Source organism: Paenibacillus aurantius, from assembly GCF_032268605.1.
GTDB lineage: Bacteria > Bacillota > Bacilli > Paenibacillales > NBRC-103111 > Paenibacillus_AO > Paenibacillus_AO aurantius.
In genome coordinates, this window is record NZ_CP130318.1 from 3,401,019 (window position 1) to 3,416,463 (window position 15,445).

10 protein-coding genes are annotated in these 15,445 nt (G+C 55.8%); 1 reads left to right on the plus strand and 9 read right to left on the minus strand.

Features of this window, described 5'->3' with window-relative positions; translation table 11 throughout:
• Positions 1-3 precede the first annotated feature (3 nt).
• The 7 genes from MJA45_RS15185 to MJA45_RS15215 all read right to left on the minus strand — a co-directional run bounded on the left by MJA45_RS15185 (position 4) and on the right by MJA45_RS15215 (position 12,450).
• Complete coding sequence (locus tag MJA45_RS15185) at positions 4-984, minus strand: carbohydrate ABC transporter permease (RefSeq protein WP_315602759.1); 981 nt, start codon at positions 982-984, stop codon at positions 4-6.
• Entirely contained in the window at positions 981-3,935 is a 2,955-nt protein-coding gene (locus MJA45_RS15190) for an extracellular solute-binding protein (protein ID WP_315602760.1), read from the minus strand. The genes MJA45_RS15185 and MJA45_RS15190 overlap by 4 nt, the downstream gene beginning before the upstream one ends.
• 76 nt (positions 3,936-4,011) lie before the next feature.
• Entirely contained in the window at positions 4,012-5,136 is a 1,125-nt protein-coding gene (locus MJA45_RS15195) for an ABC transporter ATP-binding protein (RefSeq protein ID WP_315602761.1), read from the minus strand.
• 115 nt (positions 5,137-5,251) lie between these two features.
• On the minus strand, positions 5,252-6,604 hold the full coding sequence (locus MJA45_RS15200; protein WP_315602762.1) for an extracellular solute-binding protein: 1,353 nt from the start codon (positions 6,602-6,604) through the stop codon (positions 5,252-5,254).
• Between the two features lie 37 nt (positions 6,605-6,641).
• The gene (locus MJA45_RS15205; protein ID WP_315602763.1) at positions 6,642-8,984 is read right to left on the minus strand and encodes a glycosyl hydrolase family 28-related protein; all 2,343 of its coding nucleotides are present in this window, start codon (positions 8,982-8,984) and stop codon (positions 6,642-6,644) included.
• A 235-nt stretch (positions 8,985-9,219) separates the two neighbouring features.
• Entirely contained in the window at positions 9,220-11,403 is a 2,184-nt protein-coding gene (locus tag MJA45_RS15210; protein ID WP_315602764.1) for a glycosyl hydrolase family 28-related protein, read from the minus strand.
• A gap of 234 nt (positions 11,404-11,637) precedes the next feature.
• Positions 11,638-12,450, minus strand: coding sequence for a sugar phosphate isomerase/epimerase family protein (locus tag MJA45_RS15215; RefSeq protein WP_315602765.1), 813 nt, complete (start codon positions 12,448-12,450; stop codon positions 11,638-11,640).
• A gap of 240 nt (positions 12,451-12,690) precedes the next feature.
• On the opposite strand from MJA45_RS15215, the gene MJA45_RS15220 reads away from it, so the two are divergent.
• The gene (locus MJA45_RS15220; protein WP_315602766.1) at positions 12,691-14,358 is read left to right on the plus strand and encodes a hypothetical protein; all 1,668 of its coding nucleotides are present in this window, start codon (positions 12,691-12,693) and stop codon (positions 14,356-14,358) included.
• A 91-nt stretch (positions 14,359-14,449) separates the two neighbouring features.
• On the opposite strand, the gene tatC is transcribed toward MJA45_RS15220, so the two are convergent.
• Together tatC and tatA are read right to left on the minus strand one after the other, a co-directional pair.
• On the minus strand, positions 14,450-15,199 hold the full coding sequence (gene tatC, locus MJA45_RS15225; protein WP_315602767.1) for a twin-arginine translocase subunit TatC: 750 nt from the start codon (positions 15,197-15,199) through the stop codon (positions 14,450-14,452).
• Between the two features lie 34 nt (positions 15,200-15,233).
• Positions 15,234-15,434 carry a twin-arginine translocase TatA/TatE family subunit gene (gene tatA, locus MJA45_RS15230; protein ID WP_315602768.1) on the minus strand — a complete coding sequence of 67 codons (201 nt, stop codon included), beginning with the start codon at positions 15,432-15,434 and terminating at the stop codon, positions 15,234-15,236.
• Between the last annotated feature and the right edge of the window lie 11 nt (positions 15,435-15,445).

Genomic DNA, 15,445 nt, shown 5'->3' on the forward strand with positions numbered 1-15,445 from the left:
CGGCTATTCTCCTTTCGATCCGAACAGCTTCCAGCACAGCCGGCTGCACAGATAAATGATAACGAGAAGGATCACGGAAATGGCGGAAGCATAGCCCATCTCGAAGCGGATAAAGCCGTAATCGTCGATGTGGTTGATCATCAGATGACCGGCGTAATTCGGAGACGGATTGCTGCCCGTGATCTCGACGCTGATGGCCCCCGCCTTCAACGTCCCGACTACCGCCATGACGGCCCCGAACAACATCTGGGGCTTCATCGACGGAATGGTGATGTACCAGATTTCCTCCAGCCGCGAGCGGATGCCGTCGATCCGGCCGGCTTCATAAAGCTGCCGGTCCACGTTCTGAATGCCGGCCAGCATGGCCAGAAATCCGACTCCCATGCTTCCCCACAAAGAGACGATGATCATGATGTCCATAATATATTTGGTGTCCGTCGTCCACAGCCGGGGTTCGTTCAAATACCCGATGTTCAACAGAAAGCTGTTCAAGTAGCCCAGCCGGTCCCCGCTGAAAATGATCAGCCATACGACCGACATGGCTATACCCGCCGTCATGGAGGGGGCGTACATCGCAAGCGTATAAACGCCCCTTATCTGCCGGGGAAGCTGGGCGATGAGCCATGCCAGCACGAACGACAGCAGGTACCCGACGGGACCTACGATGATGGCGAACAGAAAGGTATTCGGGATGGCATGCTGCCAGAACACCAAATCCTGAGTAAACAGCGCCATATAGTTCTGCAAACCGACGAATTTGGGAAGCTCGATGGCATTGAAGCTCGTAAACGACAACCCGATGGCCGCCAGAATGGGCAGCACGATAAACAGCAGGAAGAGAAGAAAGAACGGGCCTATGAAGATATAGGAGACCCAGCTTCGCCTGATTTCTTCCCGAACCAGGGCGAGCGCCCCTTGTTTCGGGAGGCTTCTGCCTGGGTCCGCCCGCGTTTCAGCCTGCAGGGCCGGGGCATGCTTGCTCATGGTTGCGCTCCCTCCCAGGGCTTGGTAATATCCGGCACAACCAGCGTCCGGCGGACTTCCCCGTTCTCGTCCAGGAAGCCGAATTCCTTCTGCTTGCGCTTAAGCTCACTGTCCACCTGAAAAATCGCCTGCTCGAGCGATTCCCGGTAGTTCAACCCCTGAAGCACGGTCCGGTTCCAGGCGAACAACATCTCCCGTCCTGTAAAATAACCGCCGGGTACGTTCGGCATCTCTTTGTACCATCTCCATTGCTCGAGAATGGTTTCCTTCGTTCCCGACGGCCAAGGGAGCTTCTTGAACGCTTCCACGTTCGCGGTGTTCCAGCGGAACTCCACCCCGTTTAGCAGCTCGACTTCGTTCCCGAAGCGGGCCTGCGTGTCCGTGGACGTCCACCATTTGAGGAAGGACCACGCTTCTTCCTTGTGCTTGGTAGACTTAAAGATCATGCCGGAGGTTAAGCTCCCTCCCGACCAACGGGCCGGTTCCTGCCCTTGCCCTCCCACTCCCGGGACGGGAGCGATTTCCCATGAGCCGTTCAGCTCCGGTGCCGCCACAAGCAGCTGCATGTAGGTGTTATAATCGGAGATCCCGATGGGCAGGTCTCCGCTGCGGAAATGCTGGTAGAAGTTCGGCACTTCCGTCGGAAAGCCATAAACATTGAACAGGTCGGTCCACTGCTTGAACGCCTTGAACCCTTCCGGTGAATTCAGTCCTGACTTCAAGCCGTCCGTGGTATAAAACGAAACCCCATTCTGCAGAAAAATCGGAACGGAATTCGCCTTGTTGTAGTAGAAATCATAGCCCTTCTGTTTCAGGGTCGGCAGCATGGCGAGCATCTCATCCCAGGTTTGAGGCGGCTTGTGGTCAAGGGACTCCAGAATGTCCGTCCGGTAGAACATGACGTTCAAGGACACGGTTTCGGGAAGGGCGTAGGTCCCTCCGTCATACTGAAAGGGAATTAACGTTCCCGGGTGAAACGGCTTGACAACATCCTTGTAATCTTTGAAGGTACTCAGATCCACCAGGCTGTTCCTCATCGCAAAATCCGAGGGCGTCCCCTCCGGCAGCCCCAGCGCCAAATCCGGTTCTCGTCCGGAGGAGTTGCTCAGAATTAGCTGTCCGGGGTTGGGCATCAGGTTGATATTGACCTTAACCCCCGTCTGGGGGGTAAACGATTCGTCGGCCAACTGCTGCATAAGATTCACGTAATCCCGTCCGCGGTTTACCCAAATGTCGATGGCATCCGGATCGTTCCGGCCGGAGTAATGGTAATCCGGGCGGAAGGTACGGAAGAAATTGACGACCGTATCCTGAAGGACGGCCAGTCTTCCCGGAGGCTTCTCGGGGACTTCCGGGGAAGCTGTTAGGTAGATCTGATCAAGCGTAAGAGGCTGCTTGGCCAAGCTGTCGACAAAAGCACTCATCTTATCTAGGTTGCCGGCCCACATCTCCGGCGGACGGGTTACGAGGATGTTCGGGTCCTCTTCGATCTCTCGGATATCGCGGATGACGGCACGCAGTCCGTCTGCACTCTGAAGGGAGCTTCCGTATAGAGTCTGCAGCTTGCTGATCTGGCTCTGAAGCCGGTCCGCCAGAGCCGCCGCCCTTTCCCGGATATCGGGTATCATGTCATCGAGCTTCCAATCCCGGTTTCGGTCCACCATTCTCCGGTTTTTGACCCCTGTGGCCATCGAGACCGTCCGATTGATCGCCTGAAGATCATCCGCAATGGTCTGGATCGATTCCCGGATGGAAGCCGTGGGTGCCGCTACGGCGGAAAGGCTTAGAACGTGCCGCCCTTTGGTCAAATACAGGCCGTATGCCTTTCCATCCGGATCGGATAGCGTTTCGATCTGCCACGAGCGGGAGTAAGGAAAGGGATAGGCTTCAAGCTCCCGGAAAGGAACCACCCCGTCCAGCCGGATTTGACGATAGGTGTAGACGTCCCGGGTAAAGTTCTGCATGAATTTGAAGGACAGGTAGTAAAGGCCGTCCTCCGGCACTTCTAAGGTCCACTCCGCCTCGTTGCCGCTCCGGCTCCACCGGGAGCCTCCCAGCATATTGTAGGTAATTCTTCCGTTGGAGGGCGGTGAGGCCAGATTGTCATTGCTCGCCTGGATCTGAACGGACGGATCCGATTTGCCGCTGACCTGCTCCGCTTCCAGGGTGCTGCCCCAGGCAGGAGTAACCAAGGACTTCTTGGGAGCCGCGGCTGCTTTTTGTTCGTAAGTCGGAAGCGGCTCCGGAGAAACCACGGATATCGAATCAAGGGCAACCGATTCCAGGATGGACTCCACCCGGATCGTATGCTCTCCTTTGGTGAAGGCCCACAGAAGCGGCTCGGCGCTCGAGTTGGCATCCATGAGCCGCACGGTCGACCAATGGGGCGTTTCGGCCTGAGCCGGGCGGATCTGATCGCCATGCTCATTGACATCCGGCGGGTATTTCCCGTCCTTCCAGCTGCGAAAAAGCTGAATCGTCCGCGCTTCCTTAAACGGATAGTCCCCGTCAACCTGCACGCCAATCTGAATCTGGCTGTAGGACCCTTCCATCGGCCGGTAGGTCAGCTCCAGGTTGTAGAGACCATCCTCGGGGATGTTGAACCGGTAGGTTACCCACTCCTTGTCCTTCTCCAGAACCAAGGGTGAGCTTTTTCCGTCCAGCGGGGAGGAGCTTACGACGGCCCGATCCGACACCGATTCATAGGCCTTTCCGGGCGAAATCACCTTAATATCTTTCGTTTTGAAACGCCCCTCCTGTTCCCATGTAAGCTTCTTCTGCGAATAGAAAGCTCCATAGGTTTCCGGCAGCTTCTCCACGTCGACCGCGCCGGGACGGCCGTTGACCGTCTGACCGGCGGCGGTCCCCTCCCGGACCGTCCAAACGACGGTCATCATGGCAAGCAGACCGAGAACGGACCAGTAACGTACCTTAGTAGCGGATAACTTCATAACTCCTCCCTATCCACACAGGATCGGCCGCCCACCTGTCTGTGCGGGCGGGCTCGAGTAGGCAATTCAGATGGCATCAAACAATTGCCTGTTCGATATCCCGGTTAAAAAACAGCATATAGTCCGGATTCAAGCGAATCTCCAGGCGGGTCCCCTCCGGCGTGCGGTCGAAGGCCGGAACCCTCATCAGGAGCTTCTCTTCTCCGACGCTGAGATGAAGATACCGGTCCGCTCCGACCAGCTCCGAAAAGTGCACCACCGCTTTAATCGGGGTTCCCTTCTCTCCGCTTCTCTCCGCCGCTCCTTGCTCAAGCCGGTAAACATACTCCGCTCGAATCCCCAGCGTAACCACTTTGTTGATATACCCGTTCTCCACTAAGGCTTTGGCTTTATGGGGAGCGACCGGCACGGAATAACGGGAGGTATCGAAGAACACCGTGCCACTCGAATCTTGCAGCAGGCGGCCGTCGAGAAAATGAATGGGAGGAGATCCGATAAAGTTGGCCACAAATTGATTGGCCGGCTTCATATAGACCTCTTCCGGCGTCCCCACCTGCTGGATGATGCCGTCCTTCATGACGCAGATCCGTGACCCCATCGTCATGGCTTCGGTCTGGTCATGCGTGACATAGATCATGGTCGTACCCAAATTTCGGTGCATGTCGACAATTTCGCTGCGCATTTGGACGCGGAGCCGCGCATCAAGGTTGGAGAGCGGCTCATCCATCAGGAAGACCTTCGGGTGCCGGACGATGGCCCGGCCCAACGCTACTCTCTGACGCTGCCCCCCCGACAGCTGGCGCGGTCTGCGTTCCAGCAGATGCTCGATCTCAAGCGTACGGGATGTTGATTTGACGGAGGAATCAATCAAGTGCTTTTCCGTTTTCCTTAGACGAAGGCCAAAGGCCATATTCTCGAAAACGGACATGTTGGGGTACAACGCGTAATTTTGAAAAACCATGGCAATGTCACGCTTCTTGGGGGGAACGTTGTTCACAAGCTCCTCCCCGATATAGATTTCTCCCTGGCTGATCCTCTCCAGACCGGCGACCATTCGGAGCGTGGTGGATTTGCCGCAGCCGGAGGGACCCACGAAGATCATAAACTCGCCGTCCTCTATCTCCAGATTGACGTCCTTCACGACGAACGGTCCGTTCTTGCTGTAATTTTTGTATAGATGCTGCAGCGATACTCCAGCCATAACGGGGCTCCTCTCAAGCTATTGGACTAAACGGTATTCGGGGAGAACGGAAAGCCGGATCCCGGCGAGCGCCGCCGGCTTTACCGCCTACCCCCAAGACCATTTACCGGTCGCTTTACTTCTTGGCCTTAGTCTTGTAGAACTCGTCGATCTTAGTCTGAAGGTCTTTGTTCACATGGTCCAGCATTTCCTTAGGGGTGATCTTTCCTGCCATCATATCGGGGAACAGCTTCTTGTACTCCGTATCATAGGCCACCGGGAACTGGGGAATGTATTTCGTCGCCTTATTCGCAATGTCCATAAAGACTTTGAAATCCTTGTCAGCGGCTGCTTTGTCTTTAATGAACTTGCTGTCCATCTTAGCCGTGATTTGGCCAAGGTTCTGATACATGGACGTGGCGCCTTCCTCCGTGGAGGTCAGCCATTTGATCCAGGCCCAGGCGGCTTCTTTGTCCTTGCCCTGGGTGACAATAGCAAGGTTGGCTCCCCCGTTCCACAAGCTTGCCTGCTGCGCCGGCATCACCGTGAGATCCAAATCCGGCTTTGCTTTGCGGAAATTGGCCAGATCGCCGGACGTGACGACCGCCATGGCCTGCTTTTCTGCGACGAACGGATGGGTATTTTTGGGGAGCGAGGCTTTCAGCTTGGCCACGGCATCCGGTACGGCGGTTTCTTTGTTGAATCGAACCATCCAGTCCAGTGCTTCTACGATTTTGGGATCGTTGAAGTTGACTTTCTTGGTGTCAGGATCCCAGAACGTCTTGGGGTCGGCTCCGTTCAGGTAGGATACATAGAACAGGCCGGAGAGATTGCCATAGTAGAAAAGCGGATTCTCGCCCATCATTTCCAGCTCGCCGTTCTTCATGACCCAGAACTTCTTATAGAATTCGTCCGAATCCTTCAAGCCCTTGAGATCGGGCACCTTTTCCCCGTACTGGTTGAGGATTTTGTTATTGTAGATCATGGCATAGGTCGGGTTCAGGTACATCGGAATGCCGTACTGGCCCTTCTCATACTGGGGCATCTCATAGACGACCTTATTGAACGATTCCGCCTTCCAGTCCGGATCTTTCTTGATGTAGGCGTTCAAGTCCTCGAACATCCCGTCCAGTATCCAGCCGACCTCGAGACGGCTGTTCGTCGCCACATTCGGAATGTCTCCGGAAGCGATCATGGGCTCAAGAGCACCTACCTTAAAGCGAACTTTTACGTTCGGATAGGTTTTGTTGAAATCCGCGACCATCTTGTTCAGCGCTTGCTCGGACCAGGAGCTGTTCAAATACTGCCAGTAGACTTCCCCTTTCACGTCGGCCGCCGCCTTCGCCGGCGGGGTGCTCGCGCCCGGAGATGGGGTGCCGGCTGCCGCAGGCGGCTCCTCCGTCCCGCCGCTGCAAGCCGACATCAGCAGCCCCATGGCCGCCATTATCGTGATTCCCTTGCCCCGCCATTTCTTCCATCCGTTAACCATGCTTGCCTTCCCCCTTGTCTGTTTGCGTAAAGATTATCTAAGTGGAGCTCAAGACGCCGTAATCCCGAAGCGCCTGCTTGAGCCGGTTGACTTCCTCCTCCAGCTGGCCGACCGTCAGGCCTGTTGAATCCGGAAGGGCGGCCTGACTGCCGACGGTGCCGAAGCGTTCAAAGGACGGTGCTGCGAAGGAAACCGGGCTTCCGGAGGCGTCTGCCGTAAGCGCCGCATTCAACCGAAGCTCGTTACCGGATACCCGAACGACACGGCGCAGCTGGCTGCCGGCTTGAATGCGGATCCACTGCTCCGGCTTAATGCCGCTGGAATCGTTCACGGTCAGCACGGACTGCCCGGTGGCGCCGCTTCCCGTCACCCCGGTGAGCGTCCCTGCCGTTCCGGTGGACGTCACCTTGTAGCCGGCCGGGCTCTGCCCCGACGTGACCGAAGCATTGGTCAGGAAGAGCAGGTCGCCCTGGTTGAAAGTTCCGGATGCCGGAGGGAAGACGGAAGAATATTTCACCGGTTTGACGGCATCCGTGACGACGGATGGGCTGACACTGAACCAGAGGCCTCCCTGCTTGGTGGTAATCAGATTATCCGTGACCTCTACATCCTTGAAGGTTCCGTCAAGATCATTCACCCGGATCGAGAACATGCCTTTGACGGCATCATACGTATCCGCAATCAGGTTACCTGTAATCTTAGCGCCGTTAACGGTGGAACGAAGAAGGATGCCGGCACGGTACAGTTCGCTGTTGGCCGGATAATGGCCGGCGTTCACGATCAAATTTCCTTGAATCACGATGTTGTAGGCCGTATTTTTCTTCTGGGAGTGGCCGATCCGGATGCCGGTAATGGGCGCATTCTTGATCACATTATTGCTGATGACGATATTCCGGAGCTCGGATTCCTTCAGGAAGCCAATGCCGTACCCCTGCTCCGTAAAGGTCGGTCTGGCGGTAAACTCTTCCTCGAATTCGATCGTGTTGCCCGTGATGGTGATATTCTCAAACATCCCATTCTCGGCAACCCCTCCGGCACTGGAGATCCCGGTTGTCAAATACCGCTGGTGAACCGAGTTAATGAGAGAGATCGTATTGCCGCTGATGGTTACATTCTTGATGGCGTACTGGAGGCGGGGACCGAGCTGAATCCCTTGGTTCGCGTTGCTGATGGAGTTGTTCGTGACCGTCATGTCCGAATATTCGCCGCTGGTTTCACTTGATTGAAGATTAACGCCGGTATAATAACCGGTCACCACATTGTTCGATACAACGCTGGAGCCGCAGTGGGTTTCGATGCCTCCCCGGCTTTTCTGTCCGATGGCCGAGACGATAATGTTATTGCTGACCACATGATTGCGTCCGTTTATGTAGATGGCCGAGTTGTCGTACTGCCCGTCGCCTTTGGCCATGATGAAGTTAAAATAACAATTGGTGATGGTCGCGTTGCGGGCGGTGATTTTGTTTAAGGTGATGGCATTGACCCCGCAGTTCGGATCAAAGCGGACATTGTCGATGGTGATGTTCTCGTAATTGTAGAGGGCGATGGCGAACTGCCAGTAATAGGAATCGGTCCTGCTGGAGCTGATGTTGCAAGTGAGGTTGTTCTGTGGGTTCTGGTCAATCCGCAAATTCGTAATGGTTACATTGGACACCGGGCTGCTGGAGAGCCCCCCGAATACCATCCCATAATCCCCGGCGTTGTCCTTCACCTTGATGACGGACCCGCTGCCCTCGCCCGAGATCGTTACGTTGTTTCTTAGATAAATTCGTGCGGTTCCCGATGGAGAAACAATATAGGTTCCCCTTGGAAGCAGTACCGTTCCGCCGCCTAGTGCCGAGACCGTGTCAATCGTCTTCTGGATCGCCTGCATGTCGTCGGTAACCCCGTCGCCTGTGGCGCCGAACCATTTGACCGAATAGGCGTCGCTGCCGATAATCCGTTTGAAGCGGGCGCCGGAGGAGGAAACGAGCACGGTGCCAATGTTGTCAGCGGAAGCCGTGTCGGCCGTGTCGTAATAGAAGAAGCCCTCCTGTCCGGGGTTTCGGACCATATACAGGTAGTCTGCGGAAGGAGCGGTTAGAGCCCGAATCTCTTCAATCGTGGCGGCCACGCAGAAATCCGATTCGGCCAACGTTAGCAGAGTCTCATTGTCTTTTTTGCCATTTCCATTGCCATTGTTGCCATAAACCGAGCCGGTCACCGTTTGATCCGGATCCCCGTGGACGGTTCCGCTGCCGACCGTGTACAGGAGAGCTGCCGCTCCCGCCATCCCCATGGACATGAGCATTTCTCTGCGGGTGATGCGGGACTTCGGAGGAGACGAAACAACCGGGGCGTTCGAGACTTCTTCTGCTGATGGCTTTCCATTTGACAACATGAGCGGCCTCCTTTGGATGGTAAGTTTCCTTCGTTTCCTTCTGGGCTTGTTAAGCTAATGATAACGCGTACATTCCGGTTAGGCTTTATACGATTTATCGCAGTTTTTGCATATTCCGTTGCACAATCGTACGATGAATTTGTACTAATTTCTTAGCCGGCCACTTGGTTGGAGATAAGCCTGCTTAAGCTCCATCGATGACCTCTGAAAGCGGAACTTTCTTAGAAGAAAGGCACTAAAGGTAGGAACCAAACGGCTTTAGAGCAGGGGCGAAATAGCTCAGGGTGCCGCCCGAAACGCTGCCTGACAGGTTGGCGTCCAGCCGGACCTCCGTTCCCCCGATTCTCACAATCTGCCTCTCGTTAATACCCGCCGAGGTAGGAATGCTGATCCACTGCCCTATCTTAAGCGAAGCGCTGCTGCTTACCGTTAGCTTGCGGGAAGCGGCTGATCCCGTCGCCGTAATGCCGGATAAGCTTCCGTACGTGCCGCCTTTCGTGCACAAATAGGCGGCCGGGGCTCCGGATGCCGCAGCAGCGGCTTGGCAGAAGATGACATCCCCCGGATTGTAAGAGCCGCTGGAAGGAGGATTCGAAGCGGATAGCTTCAGGAACGTCTCCCCCTCCCTGCGCGTGACGGATGGGCTTAAATCGAGCCACAGGCCTCCCTGGTTCGCCCGGATAAAATTGTCCTTAACCTCCACCTCGGAGTAGGTTCCTTCCGAATCGTTGAGCTTGATGGAATACAGCAGCTTCGATTCCGGATACGTATCGATGATGCTGTTATCCGTCACATAAGCATTCGAGACGATATTGCGCAGCAGAATACCGGCTCGGTAAGATTCCGCGACTCCCGGGTAATGGCCCGCATTCACGATGACATTTCCGGTTATCCCCACATTCGTCAAAGTACTGATCTTGCCCGATAGGGGGCAGCCCATATGAATCCCGGTGATCGGAGCGTTAACGATGACGTTGTTGGAGATCATGATATTGGACATGGCTACCGGCTTCGTAAGGCCGATTCCGAAAGCCGAGGATTCAAACAGGTTGGAACGATAGACGGTCTCTTCCTTGAAAACAATGGTGTTGCCGGTAATCGTAATATTCTCGAAGTTCCCTGTATCGCTCGAGCTTCCCGCCGAGCAGATCCCCGCCGTGGTCGACCGGTTATGGGCGGCTCCATCCACCCGGATCGTATTGCCCGAAATGGTCACATTCTTGATCGGATAGGTGCCGAGCGCCCACAGCTGAATGCCCTGGTTCGCTTGGCTGAAGGTATTCCCCGTAACCGTCATGTCACAGTTGGACATCGTCTGGGAGCTGGCCTGGAGATTCAAGCCGGTGCTGAAGCCCTCGGTTACGTTATTGGCGATGGTGCTCTGGCCGGTGTGGGTCTCAATCGCGCCAAGCGCCTTGGCCGTTGTCACGTCCGAGTAAAACTGGTTGCCCACGACCGTATGGTTCCAGCCGTTGATGTAGATCGACGTGTTGTCATAGGTGGGAGAGCCGGCCGCCCTTACAAAACGAAAATAGCATTGGCTTACCGTCCCGCCCCGGCAGGCCACGTTATTAAACGATACGGCATTCACCCCGCAGCACGGGTCGAATCGGACGTCCTCGATTACAACGTTCTCATAGTTGTAGCTGATGACGGCAAATTGATAATAGTTGCCGCCTGGCGGAGGATTGGCGGTATCGATGTTGGAGGTCGGGTTGTTCGAAGGATTCTGGTCGATCCTCAGGCGGCTAATGCGAACGTCCTGAAGCACGGAGGAAGAGCTGGAGGTAAGAACGGCAAAGTAATTTCCGGGATTGTCGATGACCTTAAGAGTGGAGGCCGGACCTTCGCCTAACAAGCTCACCTTGCTCTTAAGCGTAAGGGCCGAGTACGTGGAGGAGGTTCGGCGCGGGTTCACGATATAGGTGCCGGATGGAAAAAAGACCGTTCCACCCCCTGCGGCATTTACCGCATCAATGGAAGCCTGGATGGCCGCCGTGTCGTCGCCCGTCCCGTCACCTTTGGCGCCAAACCATTTGACGTTGGTAGATTCGGTTTCCTGGATTCTACGGAACCTTGCCTGCGGGGTGACGGCGGTGGAGACCAGCACCGTCCCGTTGTTGTCGGGTGATGTGGTGTCCGAAGAATCGTAGACAAAATGTCCCTCCCTTCCTTTGTCCGTCACATAGTATAGGCTGTAGGCTGCCGGAGCGGCATTCGACCGGAGCTCGGCCATGGTGGTGCAGGCGCAGCAATCGCCCGAAGCGGTCAACTGGGCCTCTTGAAGTGAGCCGTTACCGTATACCTGATTGGATACGGAGGCCGATGCCGTGCCCGGCAGCAGCCTTGCCGCCGCCCAGGCCGCCCCCGCCGCCCCCATGCCGGCCAGCAGCTTCCGGCGGGATACCTTCTTGCTCATGGCTTCCTCCCCTTCCTGCCATTCAAATAGAGCCGAAAAAGCCCAAATGCCAGCTCTGCCCTTATCATAAACGGCTGGCGGGGGGAGTGGCTTTGTTATTCCTTCCGGTCTTTTTGCACGCCTTTTTGCGATTTGGTTCGGACTATTTGCACAGCTTTAACGGGACACTCCCTTCTTTCGGCCGGCCTCACCTAGAGGCTTAACGAAGCGTTCGGTTCGATGGAAGCTGGAGCTTTAGGCCAGCCAGCGGTGAAGATTATCGATGGTGGTTCGGATATCCCGCTCCTGCTGCTCCCCGGTAATTTCCCTTTCGATGATCAAGTCCCCATCGTAGCCCATGGAACGCAGCTTCTTCAGAAACTCAGGGAAACGGACTCTTCCCGTTCCGGTAAGAACCTCTTTCCCGAGCTCGTCTCCATTCGTCGGATACAGCCCATCCTTCACATGAACACAGCGCACGTACGGACCGATCACATCCAAGGCATCGATAGGATTTCCTTTGCCATACAGAATCAGGTTGGCGGGATCCAGATTAATCCCCAGATTCTCCTCCCCGACCCTCTCGATGGTCCGAAGCAGCACGACCGGCGTTTCCTGTCCCGTCTCGAACCAGAAGCCAAGCCCCTTCGAGCGGCAGTAGCCGGCCACATCCCGAATGGCTTCCACGACTCCCGGGTAGCCGGGATCGGTTGCATTCTCGGGGATAAAACCGCAGTGGGTGACGAGAGCGGGCGCTCCGATCCGTTGGGCAAAGTCCGCCCAGTTCTTGAGGGTCTGCACCCGTTCCTCCCGGTATGCCTCCGGAACCAGTCCCAGCGTAACCGGACCTTCCGTAAAATTGAATTTGCCCGGACCGGCCCCCCAGCCCCACATCGCTCCGATGCGTATGCCGTGTTCCCGGGAGTCCTGAATGATCTTCTCGGCCATCTCTTCCGTACAGAACTCGGGATTCCAGCCGATCAGCTGGCAAACCTTCAGTCCGAATGCGCTCACCTTTTCCATGCTGTTTACGCCTTTTCTCATAATGGTGACGATACCAATATCCATCCTTTTTCCTCCTTCTGGAATGGTCCGCTGAAGTGCCAAGCCTTTCTTTTGTAATTGTAGCCGGAACCCATTCGGATGGATTTGGAGGATACGCCAAACTTTTTGCATTCGGCTTTGTACAATCTTTCTGTATTTTTGTACTTTCCCTTGTGCAAAAAAAAGGAATAGCCGTCCAAAGAATTGCCGCCTCCGTATGACGTATGATCATTTTAGATTCCTATGGAAAGGGGTTTAGGACGAATGGCCAATTATGAAGAAGCTGATTTCGGAGAACCGGAAGAAAGGAAAGAGAGGGATAGCAAAGAAAGCTCGGCAACGGGCTCCATGGGGCCAAAATGGACACGCCGGTCCCTTCTCACCTCCATGGGATTAACGGGAGCAGCCCTGCTGGTGGGGTCTGCCTTGGGGAGAACCGAAGCCAGAGCCAGCGAGACGAGTCCTTCCCCCAGCCCGTCCGCTTCCACCCCGAGCACCACGGCAGCGGAAACGGCAGGCAGCGTTCCCCAAGCCGATTATGTCGAGCTGCTCCGGAATCATAACGAAACGCCCGCCACCCTGTATGCCAAGATCACAGGCGACCGGAAACTGGAGGTTCTGATTCCTTTCAAGGGAAACCGCTGCGCGCACTATGCCCTCAGCAAAGACCCGAATGACGATTTCATCAAACTGATGAACGGCTCCGTTTCGGTTTTGGAGGAAAGCTACAACCTGATCGGCGCAGCGGATTACGCCTCGAAGACCGGGACCTGGGTCACCAATTTTCCGCCCAATGAATACACCACGGAAACAGGGGCCACGTTCACCTTTACCTTTGAAGGAACCGGCTTTGATTTTCAGCATTACACGGACAATCGGGGCGGAGTCTGGGAGTTCACGGTCGACGGGCAGACTCCGCTACGGATCAGTACCCATGTCGACGCGGTACCGGCTGGACAAATAGTGAGCAACGTGGCCACCCGCCCCGTCGCCAGAGGTCTGGCACTCGCCTCCCATACCGTCGTGGCCGTCTTCCAAGGGGACGACCCCGCCCATCCACCCTCCGGAGGGGCGGGCACTTCGCGCGGATGGGTCCGCTGTGCCGCCAATTATTCCAACAAAAGCAACCCTTACCGGACTGCTCTGCTATACGGCAACCAGCCGACTCTTGCGGCACGCAAGCTGTTTGATGTTCTGCATTCGTGGAGTAACAAGGAATTCGCCCTGAACGTAGCTCCTACCGGTTCCGGACTCTCCGCCAATTGGCTCCCCGAACACGTCGGAATCGGAACCGTGTACACGGTTGTTCAGAAGATCCTGTTCGATGATACGCCGATTACCTCCTGGACGCCGGACAGCACCTTTCGCGCGGTCCATTCGGTTTCCGTTTACCAGCAGATGCTGGGCAAGCATCCCGGCGATCCCTCCAACCCCGTAGCGGAGATCGATTGTGTCCATTCGATAACCTCCCAAGGGGCGTCCGTCAAAGCGAAGATCCGCTGGCTGAGGGCGGTCACCGTCTCTCAAGGCTACGGGATGATGTTCCCGGTTGCCGGTCTCTTTGCATCCAAAATGATTACCGGCATGGGAGGCGTCTACGATGCCACCGCCACGGATAACAGCTCCACCAACCTGACCGAGAACGACCAGGCTCTATCCTACGCCTATGTGCATAGCGGGTCGGGAAGCTCGAGCGAGGCGGATACGGTCGTGGCGATGACCATGCAGGATATCGCCAAAACGCTTCGCTACGGTCAGCCCGGCCGGCGGTCAAACGGCTCCATCGTCTGGCTCCAGCATCGGGATGCCACCGTACAGAAGCTTTATCCGCAAGTGTATGAGAACTATTCGGCGGCAGCCGGCGAATCCTATGAAGTGGGAGGAACTTATTACATAGGGGAGCTTCCCATGGCCTCCAGGCTGCTGACCTAGATTGGAGAATACAGAAAAGAAGCGGCCCCGTTGGCCGCTTCTTCCCATTCAGTCATAAGAGGGGAACCCCATCAGCCGGCAAGCTTGCCGGTCATCCCGCAGCAGGCAGTCCGGTTTCCTCCTCTTCCTGAGCCCTTCTCAGCTTCCGGTTATACACCCTCTTGGACAGGCTGATGCTGAACTCATAGAGCAGGAGCAGGGGAACCGTTACCAGAATATCGGAAAGAAAATCAGGCGGCGTGATAGAGATGGACAGGACCGTCAGAACGAAATAGGCCAACTTTCTTGCCTTGGCCAGCCGCACCGGATTCAGAATGCCGATACTCGTCAGGAACATGACCACCGCGGGCATTTCGAACAGAAGGCCGAAAGGGAGCGTCATGTTGATCAGGAACCGAAAATAGCTTTCGACCGTATACATGGTCAGAACCGTGTCTTCGGCAACCGACTTCATAAAGGCGAGCATGATCGGAAACAGCACGAAATACCCGAAGGAAACCCCGATCAGAAAGAGCACGGCCAAAGCCGGAATAAAGAGCAGTGCAGCCCTGCGCTCCGTTACGGAAAGAGCAGGCTTGACGAACATCCAGAGCTGGCAGGCGGCATAGGGAATCGTAAAAGCTACCGCGAAGCTTCCGGCAATCATGAAATAGGCCCATAGGATGTCCGTCGGCCCGAGAATGGTCAGCTTCCCATCCAGATCGCGGACAAGCCAGGCATACATTGGTTTGACGTAGAAGAACCCCCCGGCGGCCGAGACCACAAAAACCAGCAGAACCCGGATAATCCGTCTGCGCAATTCCTCCAGATGAACGTGAAGATGCTCTTCCTTTTGCTCCACCGCTCCCGCCTCCCGTCAACAGCTCTCCTTCAGATTAGTGAATTTCCTTCGTCTTTTCGCTCTTGGTCTCTGCTTCCCCGTCACCGGCCATCAGACCGCGGGTGGCGCTTTTGAATTCGCTTAACGTTCTTCCGAAGGCTCGGCCGAGCTCAGGAAGCTTGGATGGGCCAAACACGATAAGGGCAATGACCAGAATCAGCAGCAAGCCGGGTATTCCAATGTTGGAAAATGGCATAGGGTTCCCTC